This window comes from Candidatus Eisenbacteria bacterium (assembly GCA_005893305.1).
Taxonomy (GTDB): domain Bacteria; phylum Eisenbacteria; class RBG-16-71-46; order SZUA-252; family SZUA-252; genus WS-9.
In genome coordinates this window covers 16502-34979 of the sequence record VBOZ01000015.1, presented here as the reverse complement: position 1 = coordinate 34979, position 18478 = coordinate 16502, and the positions used below count along the sequence as shown (strand labels likewise).

The window sequence follows — 18478 nt, the reverse complement described above, 5'->3', positions numbered from 1 at the left end:
AAAGGGACCCGATGGCCTTCCCCGCGGTCGAGACGATTCGCCCCGAAGTCCGCTCGCTCCAGCCATACGTCCCTGGGAAGCCGATCGAGGAGCTGGAGCGGGAGCTGGGGATCGCGGGCGCGATCAAGCTGGCCTCGAATGAGAATCCGCTCGGGCCGTCGCCGCTCGCGGTCGCGGCGATTCAGGCCGCGGCGCACGGGGTGAATCGCTACCCCGACGGCAGCTCGTATTACTTGCGTGAATCGCTGAGCACCCACTGGAACGTTCCGCCCGACTGGATCGCGGTCGGCTCGGGCTCGAACGATCTGATCGACGTCCTCTGCCGGATTCACTTGGGGCCGGGGGACGAGGCGGTCATGTCGGACCCCTCGTTCATCATGTTCGCGATCGCAGTGCGGGTCGCCGGCGGGACTCTGGTGAAGGCGCCGGGCAAAGGCCTCTTTCACGATCCCGAGGCGATGCTGGCCGCGATCACCGATCGAACGAGGTTGGTCTACTTTTCCAATCCCGACAATCCGACCGGCACGATCGTCGTGAAGCGCGCCCTGGATGAATACTTCCGCCGCGTTCCCGGCCACGTTCTTACGATCCTCGACGAAGCCTACTTCGAGTACGTGACCGACCCGCAGTATCCGGACGGTCTCGAGCACCTCCGGCGGGGCCGTCGCGTCGCCGTGCTCCGCACGTTCTCCAAGATCTACGCCCTGGCGGGCCTCCGCATCGGATACGGATTTTTTCCGGCGAGCCTGGCTTCGCTCGTGCACCGGGTGCGGCTCCCGTTCAACGTGACGAGCATCGGCCAGGCTGCCGCCCGCGCCAGCTTGACCGACCTGGATCAGATCGCCCGAAGCCGCGCCCTGAACGGGGAGGGCCTCGCCTACTACCAGCGCGAGCTTCCCGCGCTCGGGATCCAGCTGACCCCGACCTGGGCCAATTTCGCGCTGGCCCGATTTCCCGGCTCGGCGGTCGAGGTCGCGCGCACCCTGGAGCGCCAGGGGATCATCATCCGCCCGATGCTCCCGTTCGGCCTCTCCGCGGAGTACGCGCGGATCAGCGTCGGACTTCGCCCCGAGAACGAACGCCTCATCGAGAGCCTCCGCCGGATCTTGTGATCGGAGTCTGGGCCTCGATAGCGGTCCGGGCGCTCCTCTCCCCGAAGGGCCCGGCGCGGTGAGCCGCGCGACCACCCGGCCAGGACGGCCTCTTCGCGGCGCGTGCGACGCACCCGGTGACAAATCGATCACCCAGCGGGCGATCCTTCTTGGCGCCCTGGCGGCCGGGGAAACGCGGATCGTGGGCGCGAACGCGGGCGCGGACGCGCTGGCGGCGCTCGGGATCGTCCGGGCGCTCGGCATCAAGGCGAGCGCGTCGAAGCCAGGCGACTGGCGGATCCGCGGCGGCGAGCTTCGGGAGAGCGACCGCGTCCTCGACGCCCGAAACTCGGGCACGGCGCTCCGTCTCTCGATGGGGCTCCTCTCCGCGCAACCCTTCCTATCCATCCTGACCGGGGACAGTTCCCTTCGGAATCGTCCCGTGGCGCGGGTGATCGAGCCGCTGCGAGCCCTGAGCGCGGACCTCGCCGCAAGGGGCGGGGACCGGCTCCCGCCGGTGGTGGTCCGGGGCCGCCGTCTCAAAGGCGCGACCGTCCGGACCCCGGTCGCGAGCGCCCAGGTGAAGAGCGCGGTTCTCCTCGCCGCGATCCAGGCGGAGGGAGAGACCGTCGTGGAAGAGTCCGCGCCCACGAGGGACCACACCGAGAGGATGCTCCCTTTGTTCGGCTGCCCGGTCGCGCGGGAGGGCGCGGCCGCCCGCGTCGAGGGCCGAGCCCCGCTTCGCGGCGCCGAAATCCGCGTGCCGGGAGACGCGTCCGCGGCGGCGTTCCTGCTCGCCGCAGCGGCGCTGGTGCCCGGTTCCGACCTCACGGTGCGGGACGTGGGGGTGAACCCGACCCGCCGCGCGTTCCTCGACCTTCTGGCGCGCGCGGGCGCGCGGATCGAATTGGGGAACGAGCGCCTGTTCGGGGAGGAACCGGTCGCGGACGTCCGGATACGGCCGGGCGCCCTCGCGGCGTTCCGGATCTCGGGGCCCGAGGCGGGACCGCTCATCGACGAGCTTCCGCTGGTCGCGGTGCTCGCGGCGTTCGCTAAGGGAGAGAGCGTCATACGCGGCGCCGAGGAGCTCCGCGTGAAGGAGTCGGATCGGATCGCCGCCGTCACGGCGGGGCTCCGCGCGATCGGGGTGGAGGTGGAAGAGCGCGAGGACGGGTGGACGATCGCGGGGCGGCAATCCGCGCGGGGTGGGATCGTGGATGCGCGGAGCGATCACCGGATCGCCATGGCATTCCTGATCGCCGGGCTCCGGGCCAAGCAGGGCGTCACGGTGGACGGCGCCGAATCGATACGCGTTTCCGATCCCGGCTTCCTCGCCCGGGTCCGGGGGCTCGCGCGTTGAAGGGATTCGTGGTGGCGATCGACGGACCTGCCGGCGCGGGCAAGACGGCCACGGCCCGGGGGGTCGCCGACCGGCTCGGGCTCATCCACGTCGATTCGGGCGCCATGTACCGCGCGGTCGCGTGGCTCGCCCGAAAGCATGGGGTCCCGCTCGACTCGGAAGAGGCCCTTCTTCGGCTTCTCGCGGAAACGAAGATCGAGGCGGGCCGGGAGGGGATCCTCGTCGATGGAGTCTCGGTCGAGGCCGAGATCCGGACCGCCGAAGCGGGAGAAGCCGCGTCCCGCGTCGCCGTTCATCCTGGCGTCCGCTCGCGGCTGGTGAGGATTCAGCGTTCCCTGGGCGGCGCCCCGGGCGTCGTGATGGAAGGACGCGACATCGGCACGGTCGTCTTCCCCAAGGCCGATCTCAAGATCTTCCTGACGGCGTCGGTCGAGGCCCGGGCACGTCGGCGCTTCGAGGAGCTTCGAGCCCGGGACGAGCGGCCCGAGCTTGCGGCGATCGAGGCCGCGATCCGTGAGCGGGATCGGAGGGACAGCGACCGCGCGGCGAGCCCCCTTCTGCCCGCGCCCGACGCGATCCCGCTCGACACGACCCGGCTGACCTTGGAGGAGCAGATCGACCTCGCCACCCACTGGGCTGCCGGGGCGCGAAGGGGGCCGGGGGGGATGACCCCGTTTCACGCCGCGAGCCGGCAGGTGGTGGTCAACTTCGCCCGGCTGGGCCTCAAGTACCGGGTGGTGGGCCGGGAGCACATTCCTCCCAAAGGGCCCCTGATCATCGCCTGCAACCACATCTCGTTCTGGGACCCCCCCCTCGTGGGGGCATGGGTACCCCGGACCCTCCACTACCTGGCCAAGCAGGAGCTTTTCGAGAATAGGGTGTTCGGGGCGATGCTTCGGGCCTATAATTGCATCCCGATTCAGCGGGGACCCCAGGCACGGTCGGCGTTGCGCGGTGCCGAAGGGGTTCTGGATCGAGGGGGCGCGGTCCTCATCTTTCCGGAGGGCACGCGCAGCAAGAGCGGGTCGCTTCTGCCGCCGCGGGCCGGTATCTCGCATCTGGCGGCCTCGGCCCGCGCCCCGGTCGTGCCCGCCCGCATCTCAGGATCCAACCAGATCCGCCGCTCCATGTTGCGGCAGGTTGAAATTCGACTTACGTTCGGCTCGCCGATGATGCCCCCGGTGGGGGCGGCGGGGAGCCGTGAAGATGGGGACGCGTTCGCGCGGAAGATCATGGACGCGATCGTGGCCCTCCCGGCAGGAACGGAGGAGATTCGATGGAAGTGATCGTTGCCGACAACGCGGGCTTCTGCTTCGGCGTGAAGCGCGCGATCAAGATGGCGAACGACACCCTGGATCGGAGCCAGGGCGGGGTGAAAGCCCTCGGCCCGCTCATCCACAATCCCCAAGTGGTCGAGGCATTCCAGCGCCGCGGTCTCGAGGTCGTGTCGGACTTGGATGAGATCGAGGAGGAGTCGACCATCATCATCCGCTCGCACGGCGTCGGGCCCGAGGTCAAGGAAGGCGCCCTCCGTAAGGGGCTCAACGTCGTCGATACCACGTGTCCCTTCGTGACGAAGGCGCAGCAATACGCGGCGAAGCTCGTGGAGGAGAACTACAAAGTGGTGATGATCGGGGACAAGCATCACCCCGAGGTCATCGGCGTCGTTGCCCACTCCGGGGACAAGGCGATCGTGATCAACACCGTGGCGGAGGCCGAGGCGCTCAAGTTCATTCCCCGGATGGGGGTGGTCTTCCAGACGACCCACTCGATCGGGCACGTCCAGGAGATCGTCGGAGCGCTCTTGAAGCGCGGGAAGGAAGTCCGGGTCTTCAACACGCTCTGCGGCGCGACAACGTCGATGCAGAAGACCGCGGTCGAGCTGGCCCCGGAAGTGGAAGCGATGGTCGTCGTCGGCGGACGTCAGAGCGCGAATACCGCGCAGCTGGCCGAGGTCTGCCGCCGGGTGAACCCGCGGGTTCATCAGGTCGAATCCGCGGACGAGATCCGCGCGGAGTGGTTCTCGGGGTTGCGCCGGATCGGAGTCTCCGCCGGAGCCTCCACGCCCGACGAGGTGATCGCCGAGGTCGTGGAACGCCTCACCCAGATCGTCCCCGCTGCGGCGGGCGCCTAACGCTGGCACCAGCGGCTCCCACGGGAGCCGAAATTCATAGAATCAAGGGGGAAACACAAAAGCATGGTTCGACGGCATGATGACGATGTGGATGTGAAGGACGAACCGACCGAGGAAACCGAGGTCGAAGCCAAGCCGCGGAAGCGCAAGGCGGTGACGCGGCTGGTGCATGAGGACCTGGGTGAAGAGGCCAACGGGACCGGAACGGGCCTCGCGGAAGCCGACTCGGACGACGAGAACTCGAGCTCGATGGGGCAGTGGCTCCAGATGTACGAGGACTCCCTCAAAGACCTCGAGGAAGGTGAGATCGTCCGCGGTCGCGTCCTCAAGATCGACGACAAGGAGGTGACCGTCGACGTCGGCTTCAAGTCGGAAGGCGTCATCCCTGTCGAGGAATTTCCCGACCTGGAAGGCGTCAAAGTCGGCGACGAGATCGAGGTCTTCCTCGAGAAAACGGAGAACCAGGACGGCCTCGTTGTTTTATCGAAGCAGCGGGCCGACTTCGTCAAGGTCTGGGATCGGGTCAAGACCGCCGCGGACAACGGCGAGCTGGTCGAAGGGAAGCTGGTGCGGAAGATCAAGGGCGGCGTGGTCGTCGACCTCTACGGGGTCGAGGCCTTCCTCCCCGGATCGCAGATCGCGCTCCGCCAGGTGCAGAACGTCGATTCCCTGATCGGCCAGCTGATGGAATTCAAGATCATCAAGCTCAACAAGCGCCGGCGGAACATCGTCATCTCGCGACGCTCGGTGCTCGAAGAGCATCGCGCGAAGCAGAAGAGCGAGATCATCCAGGAGCTCGCCAAGGATCAGCTTCGCGAGGGAGTCGTCAAGAACATCACCGACTTCGGCGCGTTCGTGGATCTGGGCGGGATCGACGGCCTGCTCCACATCACCGACATGTCCTGGGGCCGGGTGAGCCACCCCTCGGAGCTGGTATCGATCGGCGACAAGGTCCGGGTCAAGGTCCTCTCGTTCGATCCCGAGAAGGAGCGCATCTCCCTCGGCATGAAGCAGCTGACCCCGTACCCGTGGGAAGACGTCGACAAGCGGTACTCGGTCACGCAGCGGGTCAAGGGCAAGGTTGTATCGATCACCGACTACGGCGCCTTCGTGGAGCTGGAGAAGGGGATCGAGGGCCTGATCCACATCTCCGAGATGTCCTGGACGCGCCACGTGCGGCATCCGTCCAAGGTCGTCGCCATCGGGGACCAGATCGAGGCGATGATCCTCAAGATCGACAAGGAGAACGAGAAGATCTCCCTCGGCTTGAAGCAGATCGAGCCCGATCCGTGGCTCTCGCTGGACGAGCGCTTCCCGATCGGCACGAGGCTGACCGGAAAGGTCCGCAACTTGACGAATTTCGGCGCGTTCGTGGAGATCGAGGAAGGAATCGACGGGCTCGTGCACATCAGCGACATGTCCTGGACGCGCCGGGTCGTCCACCCGAGCGAGGTGCTGAAGAAGGGGGACAAGGTCGACGTCGTGGTCCTTTCGATCGACAAGGACGCCCGGCGAATCTCGCTCGGATTGAAGCAGGTGAGCGAGGATCCCTGGCCGACGTTGGCGGAGCGGTACCTCCCCGACATGATCGTGAAGGGTAAGGTCGTCCGGCTTCTGGATCGCGGGGTCATCGTCGATCTGGAGGACGGCCTCGAAGGATTCATTCCGCTCTCCCAGCTGGGGATCGATGGGCTGAAGAAGCCCTCGGACAGCTTCAAGCCCGACGACGTCCTCGAGCTGAAGGTGACGCGCGTCGATACCCAGGCGCACCGGATCATCCTGAGCGTCAAGGCGTGGCTGACCGACCAGCCCGGGGCGGCGCAATCGGTATTCCAGGAGCGCTTCAAGCCGCAGCCCTCGGCAACCGAAGAGCCGGTCGTAAGCGCCGAGGAGGGGAGCGACGCGGGCACGATCGCGTGACAGCGCTTTGATTCGAATCGACGCAGACGAACCCGAGGGGCGATACGAAGCTCCTCGGGTTTTCGTTTTGAGCACGGGCTGCTATCCTGGCACTTAGCGTCGAAGAGATTTCCCGCCCCTGGAGGGAATGCTCATGTGGTTTCTGAGGAACGTCGTCTGGCTCGCCATCATGGTGCTCGTCGTGGGCTTCGCGATCCTGAACGTCCATGAGACCGTCACCGCGATCATCCTTCCGGGGAGCGTCTACCGCCTGGTCCCGGCGAACGTCGTGCTGTTCGTGGCCTTCACGATCGGCATGATGACCGGGTTCGTGCTCACGCTCTTCCACCAGCTCAAGGTCCGCTCGGCCATGAATCGGATGAGCCGCGAGAACCAGGACCTGAAACGGGAGCTGAGCCAATTGAGAAACCTCGCCCTTGAGGATCTGAACCTGGGCGAGCCGACTGGGGCGGCCCGGGGATGAGCGACTTCTTCACCGTCTTCCTCGTGGGAGGCCTCCTCGCCGGGGTGGGGTACGCGGCGTGGGTCCTCTCCCGCGACGCGGCGGTGAAGCCGACCAAGGTGGAGACCCCCTACCAGCAGGGGCTGAACGCGCTCCTCGCGGGAGACCGGGAAGAGGCGCTCCAGGCCTTCGCGGAGAGCGTCCGCCTGGACAGCGATAACGTGGATGCATACATCCACTTGGCCAATTTGCTTCGCGAGCAAGGCGAGGTTCAGCGTGCCCTCCAGCTCCACCGGGAGCTCACCGTGCGCGCAGGGCAGACCCCCAGCCAGAACCGTGCGATCCGGGAGGGGCTCGTTCTCGACTTGATCGCCGTGGGAAGGGCGGGCGAGGCCGTGGAGGTGGCGGAAGAGCTCTACGACCACGATCGAAAGAGCGGGAGCGCGCTCAAGCTCCTGCTGAGGGCGCACGAGGCGGCTCACGATTGGGACCAGGCCTACGAGGTGCGGGCCGAGATCGCCAAGTCGTCCGGCGAGCGAAACGGCGAGGGCCTCGCGCGGTATCGGTCGGCGATCGGCGAGATCTACCTGCGGGACGGGAAGCTGGACGAGGCGAAGCGCCAATTCAAGGCCGCGCTCCACCTGCGCCGCGACGACCCGGCGGCGCTCCTCCGTCTCGGAGATATCTACTACGAGAGCAACCGGCCCGAGCGGGCCGGCGTGCTCTGGAAGGCCCTCGCCGAGGCGCACCCCTCCTTCTCGCATTTGGTTCTCGAGCGCCTCGAGGCCTCGTATTTCGAGAAGGGCCGATTCGGGGACGTCGACCAGGCGTACGAGGAGATGCTGGCGCGGAACCCGAAGGACGTCCGGATCCATCTCGCGCTCGCGAGGATGCACGTGAAGAAGGGCGATCTCGCGGACGCGGGCCGGGTCCTGAACGAGGCGCTGGAGCTCGAGCCCGACTCGGTCCCGGCGCGCCTCCTCCTGGCCGATCTCTATCGCAGGCGAGGCGATCTGTCGGGCGCGCTGGACGAAATGGAATCGCTGATGCGCGGCGTGGGAAGCGGAGAGGTCTACGTCTGCGCCGCGTGCGGCCACCAGGCCGAGGAGTATTGGTCGCGCTGCCCTCAGTGCTTCTCGTGGGCCCGGCACGGATGAGGCGGGCTCTCACCACGCACCCATCGCGCGCGGTCGCGATCGTCGTGGCGCTGACCCTCGCCGCGCTCTCGATTGCCGGCGCGCGCGCCCAGACTCGCCCGGGCGGGGACAAGGGCGGCCGCACCTCCGCCGAATGGCGCAAGCTCGCCGAGGCCTCGGAAGCCTTCGGGGACGGGCGGGGCGAGGAGGCCCGCGCCCTGCTCGCGTCGATTCCGGTGGCACGGCTTCCGAAGGGGGCGGAAGACGATTACGCCTACCTCAAGGCCATGCTCGCGGACGACGGCGCCGCTAACGTGGCCGCGCTCGAAGTGTACTTGAAGACTTACCCGCGGGGGCCCCACCGCCGCCAGGCGACGCTGGCGCTCGGGCGCGCGCGCTACGTGCGCGGTGAATACTCCGAAGCGGAGAACGTCCTCAGTATTTTCTCACCCGGAGTCGAAAAGGACTACATCGGCAGGCAGGCCCTCGTGCAACGCGGACTGGCCCAGCTCGCGCGCGGGGACGCCGTGGGCGCCCTCGCGTTCTTCCGCTCCGCGCAGGCCGATCTCGCCGGGACACCCCAGGAGGAGGCCTACTACTTCGCGGTCTCCCAGGCGGCGATCCGCGCGAGCAAGCCGGCCGAGGCGATCGAAGCCCTGCGGCTCCTGCTCGAGCGCCACGCCAAGGGAGATTACGGGCCGCAGGCGCTCTACGCGATGGCGTTGAGCCTTGAAGCGGTGGGGCGTCCGGGCGACGCCGCCGGCGCGTTCCGCCAGGTGATGGTCCGATACCCGAATTCCTACGAGGCCACTCGGGCCCGGGACCGGGGCATCCGGGTCGCGTCCTCGAGCCCGACGTTCCCGCTGGGGGGCGGCTTCGTGGTTCAGGTCGGCGCGTTCAGCCGGCGCGAGCTCGCCGAGGCGCTCGCCCGCGATCTCAAGCTGGCCGGCGTCGACGACGTCTCGGTGAAGCAAGGCACGGAAACCCCCACCATCTTCCGCGTGCGCGCGGGCGCCTTCTCCACGCGCGACGAAGCCCGCGCCCTGGGCGAGCGGCTCCGGCGCGAGCGAGGCTTCTCCTACACCATCGCACCGCGGTAGGGCTACCCCCCGGTGGAAGCAACCCCGATGCTCGAGCAGTACCGCCGGCTCAAGGCGGAGCACCCCGGGACCATCCTCCTCTTCCGGATGGGGGACTTCTACGAGACCTTCGGCGACGACGCACTCGTCGCTTCCCGCGTCCTGGGAATCGCGCTCACCTCGCGCGACAAGAAAGGCGATCCGCTTCCGCTGGCCGGGGTCCCGTACCACGCCGTCGAAGGATATTTGAAGCGGCTCGTGGCGCAGGGCTTCTCGGTCGCCATCGCCGAGCAGATGGAGCCCGCCGAGGGAGCGAAGGGGATCGTGGACCGCCAGGTCGTCGAGGTCGTCACGCCCGGGACCGTGACGCGGCTGGGCCTCCTGGAATCCAGCGAGAGCAACTACATCGTCGCGCTCCTCCTCGGGGAGTCGCGCGCGGGCGTGGCCGTGGCCGAGGTCTCGACCGGGGAGTTTCGGGTGGGCGAGGTACCTCTCGAGGAGATCGCCTCCTTGCTCCTGGAATATCCGCCGCGCGAGGTGTTGCTCCCGGCAGAGCCCGAACGCCCCGGAGACGAGCGCGGCCTTCCCGGAAACGGCGGCGGAGGGGGGATGAACCTACCGGACCACGTTCCTGTGACCCGATGGGAGCGGGCACGCTTCGACGCGCGGAGCGGCCGCGAGGCGATCCAGCGGAAGTTCGAGGTGCTGAGCCTCGACGCGTTCGGCCTGGAAACGGCGCGCGAGGGCTTTGGCGCCGGCGGCGCGCTCCTCGGCTATCTCCAGTCGCTCAAGAAATCGGACCTCCCGCAGATTCGCGAGCTCCGCCGCCTGCGCGAGGGAAGCCCCCTGGTCGTGGACGAGGTCACCCTTCGGAATCTCGAAGTGTTCGAGTCGTCCGCCGGACCGGCCGGGACTCTCCTCAACCTGCTCGACCGCACCGAAACCGCGATGGGGGCGCGGGCCCTCCGAGCCTTGCTCCGGACGCCGGCGCGGGATCGCGCGGTGATCGAGGCTCGCCTTGACCGGACCGCGTGCTTCGCTTCGGCCGCCACGCTCCGCGCGGAAGCGCGCGACCGGCTCCACCGATTTCCAGACCTCGAGCGGACGCTGGGGCTCCTCGGTTCCGGCCGCGCCACGCCACGCGACCTCGGCGTGCTGCGCGACGCCCTGCGCCGTCTTCCCGCAATCCGGCTCATGCTGGAGGCCCGGCCCGGCGCGGTGCTGGAGGGATGGCTCGCCGGCCTTCCCGATCTCTCCGACCTCGCGGGGCGACTCGAGGTCGCGCTCGCCGAGGAGCTTCCGCTCGTCGCGACCCAAGGGGGAATCGTCCGCCCCGGCTACGATCCCGAGCTCGACAGGTATCGCGCGGATACTTCCGACGTCCGCGCGCTGGTGCTCGCCCTCGAGACCCGGGAGCGGGAGCGGACCGGGATCCCGAACCTCCGCGTCATCTATAACCGGGTCTTCGGCTACGTGATCGAGGTGACCCGGTCGCAGCTCTCCCGCGTCCCTGAGGACTACGTGCGCCGGCAGACCTTGACGGGAGCCGAGCGGTTCGTGACGGCCGACCTGAGCCGCATGGAGGAGCGGATCGAGGCCGCGAGCACCGAGAGCCATCGCCTCGAGGCGGAGCACTTCCAACGGCTGCGCGGCCACGCGGTCGCAGCGATGGGGGACCTCCACGCCGCGGCGCGGGTCGTTGCCGAGCTCGATCTTCACCTCTCGCTCGGCGACACCGCGGCACGGGAGCGCTGGGCCCGTCCCACGCTCTCGGAGCAGCGGGAGCTTCTCCTCACCCGCTCCCGTCATCCGATGGTCGAGCGCTCGCTCGATCCGGGGCGATTCGTTCCCAACGACTGCGAGATCGACGCCGAATCCGGTCAGATCTGGATCATCACCGGTCCCAACATGGGCGGCAAATCGACGTTCCTCCGCCAGGTGGGCCTCTGCGTGTTCCTCGCGCAGGCGGGCTCCTTCGTACCGTGCGAGTCGGCGTCGATCGGTCTGGTCGACCGCATCTTCACGCGCGTTGGGGCGTCCGATCAGATCGCGCGAGGCGCCTCGACGTTCTTCATCGAGATGCAGGAGACCGCGGCGATCCTTCGCCAGGCGACCGACCGAAGCCTGGTGCTCCTGGACGAGGTGGGGCGCGGAACGAGCACGTACGACGGCCTCAGCCTGGCCTGGGCGGTGACCGAGGCGCTCCACGACGGCGCCCGCGCCAAGCCGCGCACGATCTTCGCGACGCATTACCACGAGCTGACCGACCTGGAGGACACCCTGAGCCGTGTCCGCAACCGGACCGTCCGCGTCGCCGAGCAGCGTGGCGAGATCGTGTTCCTTCATCAAATCGCGCCCGGGCGGGCCGACCGATCCTACGGCATCCACGTGGCCCAGCTCGCGGGCGTGCCCGGCCCCGTGCTCGAGCGGGCGCGCGAGATTCTCGGGCGCCTCGAAGCGGAGCACGCGCGCCTCGCTCGCCGGGAGAGCGAGGGGGGCGGGCCGCTGCCGGAGGAGTCCACAACGCAACCCGACGCCGCCGGCGTCGGTCCCGACGAGCGCGCGGCCCTCCTCGGGGAATTGTCCGACGTCGAGGTGGAAGCGATGACGCCGATCGAAGCGCTGAACGAGCTCGCGCGTCTGCGCGAGAAGGCGCGCGCCGGCGGGGCACGTTGACGGACCTGCGCGGAGTCCCTATGCTCCACCGCGACCGATGACCTTCCTCCGGCGGTGCGTTCCCCTCGTTCTCATCCTCGCAGGCTTGACGGCCGCCACGCTCGCGGAGGCCGCGCCTACAAAGCGCGCGGCCGCGGCGGGTGCGCCCGCGAAGGCCGCGAAGACCGCGAAGACCGCGCCATCGCGCCCCGCCTCCCCGAAGCCGACGATCCCCGGCGTCTTTCCCGTCGATTCCGTCCGCGCCGGAATGACCGGGATCGGGCTGACCGTCTTCGAAGGAACGCGCATCGATTCATTTCCCGTCACGATCCTCGGCGTTCTGAAGGGGCAGCGGCCGGGTGCCACCCTGGTCCTGGTGCGTGCGCAGGGTGCCTATCTCGAGCGCACGGGAATCATCGCGGGGATGAGCGGAAGCCCGGTCTACATCAACGGGAGGCTCCTGGGCGCCGTCGCCTACACCTGGGCCTTCTCGAAGGATCCGGTCGGCGGCATCACGCCGATCGGCGAAATGCTCCATCTCTTCCCGTCGGGCGGGACACCCCCGTCGGAGGAAGTCGACAGGCGGTTGGGCTCGCTGGATGGCGGGCCCGGCGGCAGCTCCGGAGATCCTTCCGGCGCACGGCCGATCGCGACGCCGCTCGTCCTCTCCGGATTCACATCGGATGCGATCGCGTACCTGGAGCCGTGGCTAAGGGAGCGCGGCTTCGTGGCAGGACCCGGCGGGGGCTCGGAGCCGGGCATCTCCTGTGACGACCTCGTGCCCGGCTCCGCCGTCGGGGTGGAGCTGATCCGCGGCGACTGGTCGGCCGCCGCGATCGGCACCCTCACCTATCGCGACGGCGATCGGGTTCTCGCGTTCGGCCATCCGTTCTCAGGGATGGGCTGGGTCCGATTCCCGCTCACCGCTGCCACGATTCATACCGTATTCGCGAATCAGCAGATCTCGACCAAGGTGGGATCGGCGACGACCCCCTGCGGAACGCTCCTCGCGGACCGAAGCGTGGGCATCGCCGGAGAGATCGGCGCGGAACCGGCGATGATCCCGGTCGCGGTCACGATCGCGGGGAGCGGGAAGCTCGGAAGGCAGTACCACTTCGAAGTCGCGCGCAGCCGCCTCCTGACGCCGAGCCTCGTGGGCATGACGGTGGTGAACTCGATCTCGGAGGCGCTCTACGAGTCCGGGTACGCGACCGTCCGATACGACCTGACGTTCCACATGAACGCCGGCGCGACGACGGTACGGAAGGGCAACGTGCTGCTCACCCAATCGCCGATCTCGGGAGTCGGGGATGAGGTCACGCAATCGCTCACGCTCCTCTTGAGCGATCATTTCCGCCCTTCGACGCTCGACTCGGTCACGGTCGACGTGAGCGCGTCGATCGGGCTCGACGCCGCGCGAATCAGCGAGGTGCGCGTGCATCCCGCGACCGCGGCGCCGGGCGACTCCGTGGAAGTGGAGGTCGCGATCCGACGGGGCGGCCGCGCGGTGGAGACGCGCCGCGTCCGGCTCCGCGTGCCGCCGCAAACGCCCGAGGGAGAGCTGACGGTCCGGGTCTGCGACGGCCAGGAGACGGACAAGTGGGATCGCGACCGCTCGCCGGACAGCTTCAAGCCCGACACCTTCGACGATCTCGTGCGGCTGATCGAGCAGGAGCGCCGACTCGATCGGATGTACGTCCAGCTCTACCGCGCCAAGGGAGGCGCTGCGGCCCGCGGAGGCGAGATCTCCCAGGCGCCGCCCTCGGTTCTGGGAGTGCTCGGAGGCGCGGGGAACTCCGGCGCGACGTCGATGACGAAGGGAGCCACGCTTCAGGAAGTCTCGGTCGACCTCGGAGCCGTCACGAACGGATGCGAGACGGCGAAGCTGGACGTCGTGCCCGACCGGGTGCATTGATGCGCACCGATTCTCGACGGAAAGGAGCCTGACGCTGACGCACGCCAAGTGGCTGTTCGGCGCGATCTTGATCACGGGATTGCTGGGAAGCGTTCCCGACGCGGCGGCCGTGAAGACCTCGTTCTGGAAGATCACCGACATTCAAGGGTTCCTCGAAGGCGAGAACGTGGCGGGCGTATCGATCGAGAGCGACGGGTCGCTCGCGTTGGGCCCCGCGTGGGATTCCGTGGTGACGCGGCTGGACGGGGTCTCGTATATCTGGTGTGCGGCGCGCGACTCCAAGGGCCGGGTCTACTTCGGAACGGGCGACAACGGGCGGATCTACCGCTGGACGCGCGGCCAGGGCGCCGCGCTTCTCTGGGAAACCGGCGCCGCGGAGATCACCTGCATGGCGATCGACCCCGCCGACAACCTGTTCGCGGGATCCGCTCCGGGCGGCACGGTATTCCGGGTCGGAGCGCGCGGGGACACCACCCGCTACTTCGAGACGGGCGAGGAATCGATCTGGTCCCTCCTCCAGGGGAAGGACGGGGCGCTCTACGCGGGGACCGGGAGCCACGGGAAGATCTACCGCATCACCGGCCCGAAGAAGGGATCGGTCCACGTCGAGACGAAGGATGTGAACGTCGTGGCCCTCGCCGAGGCGAAGGACGGCACGCTCCTCGCCGGCACCGCCTCGAAGGGGCTCCTCTTGCGCATCGACAAGACCGGATCCATGCGGGTCATCTACGACGCCGACGCGGACGAGGTCCGCGCGATCGCCGTGCTCGAGGACGGATCGATCGCGGTCGGGACGAACCGGACGCAGGCTGGCAAGTCGGGGGAGGGGCCGAGCGAGCGGAGCACCGGAGGCGACGGCCGCTTCGGGATCGACGTGACCCCCCAGGGCGGCGGGAAGTGCGGGGTCTTCCTGGTCCAGTCGGACGGAAGCGCCCGACTCCTCTACGCGCCTCCGACCGATTTCATCTATGCCTTGGTCCCGTACGACGCGACCTCCGTCTTGGCCGCGACGGGGGAGTCCGCGGCGTTGTTCCGCATCGGCACCGACAAGAAATACTCGCTCCTCGGCGTGCCCGAGCAAAAACAGATCCTCGCGATCGCGCGCGGCGGCGGGGAGACCTATATCGCTACCGGGAACGACGCGATCCTTTACGCCCTCGGCTCCGGACCCGCGCGCGAGGGAAGCTACACCTCGCAGCCGTACGACCTTCACTCCGTGGCGTCCTGGGGGAAGGTGATCGCCGGGATCACGGGAGGGGGCGAGGTCACGTGGTCGACGCGGAGCGGGCTGAGCGAGGAGCCCGACGAGGGATGGAGCCCGTGGTCCAAGGCGGTTCCGATGAAGGAGGGCGTTCCCGTGGAGAGCCCGGCCGCGCGCTTCCTCCAGTACCGCCTCGGCCTCAAGGGGAGTGGGAGCGCGGGCCCCGTCGTTTCCTCGATCGAGGTGGCTTTCCTGGCGAGGAATCTCCCGCCCGAGATCGGATCGATCCAGATCTTCGGGCCCGACAACCCGTACATGGAGGGGGGCCCGGAGTACCGCCCACCCTCGATATCGCAGACCTTTGCCGGCGGTCTCAAGGTGGAGTACAACCTCCCCCGCGTCGGACCCAAGCAGGTCTCCGACGCGAGCACCGCGTGGGCGCGCGGCATCCGGACGGTCACCTGGGAGGCGCTCGACCCGAATGGGGACGCGCTTCGATACAACCTCTCCATCAAGGCCTCCGACGAGAAGGAATGGCGCCGCCTGGTCTCCGATCATCCGGAGCGGCTCTACAGCTTCGACTCGGAGTCGTACCCGAACGGGACGTACCGCGTCCGGGTCGAGGCGACGGACACGCCGGACAACCCTCCCGGCGTCGCGCTCAAGAGCGAGCGGCTGAGCACGGTGTTCGAGATCGACAACGTTCCTCCCCGCGTGGAGGAGCTGCGCGTATCGGCCGGCGCCGCGCGCGGCGGCAAGACCACCGTCACCGTCAGCGGTGCCGCCGTGGATGACGACACCCGCGTTTCCTCGATCGAGTATTCGGTCGACGGCGGCGACTGGACGGACATCTTCCCGGAGGACGGGATCTTCGACGCGCGGCGGGAGACATTCCGATTCGAGGTGTCCGACCTGGCGCCGGGCGAGCATCGGATCACCGTGCGGGCGTCCGACCTGGATCGAAATGTGGCGGCCGCCAAGGTTGTGACCGTAACGCGATAGCCGTGCATCTTGCACGGCCACGAGCCGGGGCATGGCGGTGACGAGCCGCGCACCCCCGAGCCGCCCTTCAACTTAAGCCTCCGGCGACCCGCGTAACTCGCTAGCCCGGCCCGATTCCGGCCTCACCCCGAAACATGCCTTCCGAATGGTACAATCCTTGCGTTTCGCCCCGCGGATCACTCTGCATATCTACGCTATATTTCATTCGGCCGACGCAGGGGTGCCATGAGGCTCGCGTTTCTCGACCTGCCTGACGACAGGGTCGATCTGATTTCGCTCGCGCGACAGACGGCCGGTGTGGAGATCGCGCTCGTCTGCCATCCGGATCCGGAGGCCCTGGCGCTCAAGATCGCCGAGGTGCTCCAGATTCCCCGCTCCACGGAGCCGCTCGACCTCCTTGCTCTGAAGCCGGACCGCGTTGCTCTCCCCGCCATGGATACGCCCAGCGCCGCCGCGCTCACCCGCGCGGGCATATCGAACCGGATCTTCATGACCCTGGATGACCTCGAGTCCACGTTCGTCGCGGGCACGCGCGCCGACGCCACCGGCGACCCCACGCCCCTGGAGAACTGGGAAGAGCTATTCGACGAGGCGACCGGGACCCGACTGGGCAAGATCCAGGAAGCGCTCGCTCTCTCCGAAGACCGCCAGCGCCTATTCCGCGAGATCCTGTCGTTGGCGGTGGAGCAGACGCGGGCGGAGGCGGGATCGATCATGGTCCTGGACGAAGAGGAAGGGGAGCTTCGCATCGCATTCGCCACCGGGCTCTCCGCCGACACCGTGCGCGCGACGAGGCAGAAGCTCGGCGAGGGCGTCGCGGGGAAGGTGGCTCTGGAGGGTCGTCCGCTCATCATCAACGAACGGATCGGCGATCCCCGATTCCGCGACACGCGGGAGCGATCCCGCATCTCGGCGGCGATGTCGGCGCCGATCCAGCTCGACGGACGCGTGATCGGCGTGCTCAACGTCTCGAGCGACCGGCCCGACCGTCGCTTCGACGAGCAGGACCTCGGACGCCTGACCGAGATCGCGACCCAGATCTCCGCGATCCTCGAGCGGGTGATCCAGGGGCTGAAGCGCGACGCCGACGCGGTCGAGTTCCGGGCACGGCGGGCGCTGGAGCAGGCGTTCGCCCGTGAGGACCTGCCCCTGGCCGAGCGCTTCCGGATCGCCGCGACGAAGCTCGCGGCGCATCTCGAGGCCGAGTCGGCGCACATCTGCATCGCCGAGCCGGACGCTGGACGTTTCCGGGTCATTTCGTCCGGGACGGAGACGGGAACGGAGGGACGGCTCCCGATGACCGGAGGCCTCTACAGCCGCGCGTACAAGAACGGCGAGTCCCTGTTCCTGGCCTCTCGCCTCGCGCGCCCTTCGGACGCCGACGCGGGGGAGCCCGCCGCCAACATGGTCGTCGCGCCGATCGGCGAGGCCCGCGCGCTGGGCGTGCTCGCGATCGAGTGCATGGAGCGGATCGCGACCGACATCGAGGAGCACACCCGGCTGATCACGCGCATCGCGTCGTTCCTGGCCCGGCTCGCCGGCATCCACCGCGACCACGGGATGGCCACCCGGCAAGGCATCCTCTCCGGCATGCTGGCCGACATCGCGCCGCGGCTCATGGTGCAGCACGATCTGGAGTCCCTCTTGACCGAATCGCTGGCGGCCCTCCGGGAGCTGTTCGGCCGGGGCCTCGTCACCGTAAGGCTCCGAAATCACAAGGACGGAACCATGTCCCGGACCGCCTTCGAGGGGTCCGAAGCCGACCAGGCCGTGCTCACGAAGATGGATGAGGATCTGACCGCGCTCGCCTTGGAGCACGGGACCGAATCGAGCTCGATCGCGGGATCCGCCAGGCCCGATGGCACGGACGCTGCGCGCACGGAGTTCGCCGCGGTTCCGATCCGCTCCTCCGACCGCGTCGTGGGCGCGCTCGGGATCGCGATGTCGTCTCCGCCTGAGGCACGCGTCGGGTCTTTGAGCCTGGGCGCGGCCGAGCTCGACGCGGTCCGGAAGCTCGCGCTCTATATCGCCCTCGCCTGGGATCAGGCGCGCGCCGAGGTCTGCGAGCCGCCCGATCCGCACGACGCGGTGACCGGCCTTCTGGGCGGCGCCGGACTGGAGGCGAGGGTCCAGGAAGAGGTGAAGCGCGCCGAGCGGTACCACGACCGCATCCTGCTCACGATCTGCTCGATCTCGGGGTACGAGCGCCTCGAGCGCAGGCACGGCCCCGAGTGGACCGAGAGCTTCGTCCGCGAGTTCGCCCAGGCGCTCGCGAAGAACGTCCGCGAGGTCGACACCGTGGCCCGCCTCGGCGGGGGACGCTTCGCGGTGCTCTCGCCCGAGTCGGACAAGGACGAGGGAGCGCTGTTGAAGCGGCTCGATCATCTGGTCCCACGGCTCGACACGGTCCAGTCGCTCCCCGACGCGGACGACATCCGTCTCGTCGGGCGTCAATACAGCTATCCCGACGAGGTATCCACAGGCGGCGAGCTTCTCGCCCTCATCCGGAGCAGTTACCCGGGCGCCTAGCAGTCCTCCCCTCG

Annotated in this window: 12 protein-coding genes; all 12 read left to right on the top strand. The window is 68.5% G+C overall.

The genetic code is table 11. From position 1 onward, the window contains the following. The first annotated feature begins 11 nt into the window (after positions 1–11). The 12 genes from E6K79_05875 (at position 12) to E6K79_05820 (ending at position 18464) form a co-directional block, all read left to right on the top strand. Positions 12–1112 (top strand): histidinol-phosphate transaminase, encoded by a 1101-nt coding sequence (locus tag E6K79_05875; protein ID TMQ65024.1) that lies wholly within the window; start codon positions 12–14, stop codon positions 1110–1112. Between the two features lie 58 nt (positions 1113–1170). Beyond that, positions 1171–2451, top strand: a complete 1281-nt coding sequence (aroA, locus tag E6K79_05870) for a 3-phosphoshikimate 1-carboxyvinyltransferase (GenBank protein TMQ65023.1) — start codon at positions 1171–1173, stop codon at positions 2449–2451. Continuing rightward, the gene (locus E6K79_05865; GenBank protein TMQ65022.1) at positions 2448–3737 is read left to right on the top strand and encodes a (d)CMP kinase; all 1290 of its coding nucleotides are present in this window, start codon (positions 2448–2450) and stop codon (positions 3735–3737) included. The genes aroA and E6K79_05865 overlap by 4 nt, the downstream gene beginning before the upstream one ends. Continuing rightward, positions 3728–4585, top strand: coding sequence for a 4-hydroxy-3-methylbut-2-enyl diphosphate reductase (gene ispH, locus E6K79_05860; protein ID TMQ65021.1), 858 nt, complete (start codon positions 3728–3730; stop codon positions 4583–4585). The genes E6K79_05865 and ispH overlap by 10 nt, the downstream gene beginning before the upstream one ends. 63 nt (positions 4586–4648) lie before the next feature. Continuing rightward, entirely contained in the window at positions 4649–6505 is a 1857-nt protein-coding gene (locus E6K79_05855; GenBank protein TMQ65020.1) for a 30S ribosomal protein S1, read from the top strand. A gap of 127 nt (positions 6506–6632) precedes the next feature. Then, complete coding sequence (locus E6K79_05850; protein ID TMQ65019.1) at positions 6633–6968, top strand: LapA family protein; 336 nt, start codon at positions 6633–6635, stop codon at positions 6966–6968. Continuing rightward, the gene (locus E6K79_05845) at positions 6965–8104 is read left to right on the top strand and encodes a tetratricopeptide repeat protein (protein TMQ65018.1); all 1140 of its coding nucleotides are present in this window, start codon (positions 6965–6967) and stop codon (positions 8102–8104) included. The genes E6K79_05850 and E6K79_05845 overlap by 4 nt, the downstream gene beginning before the upstream one ends. Continuing rightward, the gene (locus tag E6K79_05840) at positions 8101–9183 is read left to right on the top strand and encodes a hypothetical protein (GenBank protein TMQ65017.1); all 1083 of its coding nucleotides are present in this window, start codon (positions 8101–8103) and stop codon (positions 9181–9183) included. The genes E6K79_05845 and E6K79_05840 overlap by 4 nt, the downstream gene beginning before the upstream one ends. Before the next feature lie 12 nt (positions 9184–9195). Further along, on the top strand, positions 9196–11838 hold the full coding sequence (gene mutS / locus E6K79_05835; GenBank protein ID TMQ65016.1) for a DNA mismatch repair protein MutS: 2643 nt from the start codon (positions 9196–9198) through the stop codon (positions 11836–11838). A gap of 37 nt (positions 11839–11875) precedes the next feature. Beyond that, positions 11876–13732 carry a hypothetical protein gene (locus tag E6K79_05830; protein ID TMQ65015.1) on the top strand — a complete coding sequence of 619 codons (1857 nt, stop codon included), beginning with the start codon at positions 11876–11878 and terminating at the stop codon, positions 13730–13732. A gap of 67 nt (positions 13733–13799) precedes the next feature. Further along, positions 13800–15935 carry a hypothetical protein gene (locus E6K79_05825; protein TMQ65014.1) on the top strand — a complete coding sequence of 712 codons (2136 nt, stop codon included), beginning with the start codon at positions 13800–13802 and terminating at the stop codon, positions 15933–15935. Between the two features lie 225 nt (positions 15936–16160). Further along, on the top strand, positions 16161–18464 hold the full coding sequence (locus tag E6K79_05820; protein ID TMQ65013.1) for a GAF domain-containing protein: 2304 nt from the start codon (positions 16161–16163) through the stop codon (positions 18462–18464). Positions 18465–18478: the final 14 nt, after the last annotated feature.

What these genes read in the sequence shown, in the direction of transcription:
- E6K79_05830 (TMQ65015.1), top strand. Translation starts at nt 11,876, where the DNA reads ATGACCTTCCTCCGGCGGTGCGTTCCCCTCGTTCTCATCCTCGCAGGC.
- E6K79_05875 (TMQ65024.1), top strand. Translation starts at nt 12, where the DNA reads ATGGCCTTCCCCGCGGTCGAGACGATTCGCCCCGAAGTCCGCTCGCTC.
- ispH (TMQ65021.1), top strand. Translation starts at nt 3,728, where the DNA reads ATGGAAGTGATCGTTGCCGACAACGCGGGCTTCTGCTTCGGCGTGAAG.
- E6K79_05840 (TMQ65017.1), top strand. Translation starts at nt 8,101, where the DNA reads ATGAGGCGGGCTCTCACCACGCACCCATCGCGCGCGGTCGCGATCGTC.
- E6K79_05820 (TMQ65013.1), top strand. Translation starts at nt 16,161, where the DNA reads ATGAGGCTCGCGTTTCTCGACCTGCCTGACGACAGGGTCGATCTGATT.
- E6K79_05850 (TMQ65019.1), top strand. Translation starts at nt 6,633, where the DNA reads ATGCTCATGTGGTTTCTGAGGAACGTCGTCTGGCTCGCCATCATGGTG.
- E6K79_05845 (TMQ65018.1), top strand. Translation starts at nt 6,965, where the DNA reads ATGAGCGACTTCTTCACCGTCTTCCTCGTGGGAGGCCTCCTCGCCGGG.
- E6K79_05855 (TMQ65020.1), top strand. Translation starts at nt 4,649, where the DNA reads ATGGTTCGACGGCATGATGACGATGTGGATGTGAAGGACGAACCGACC.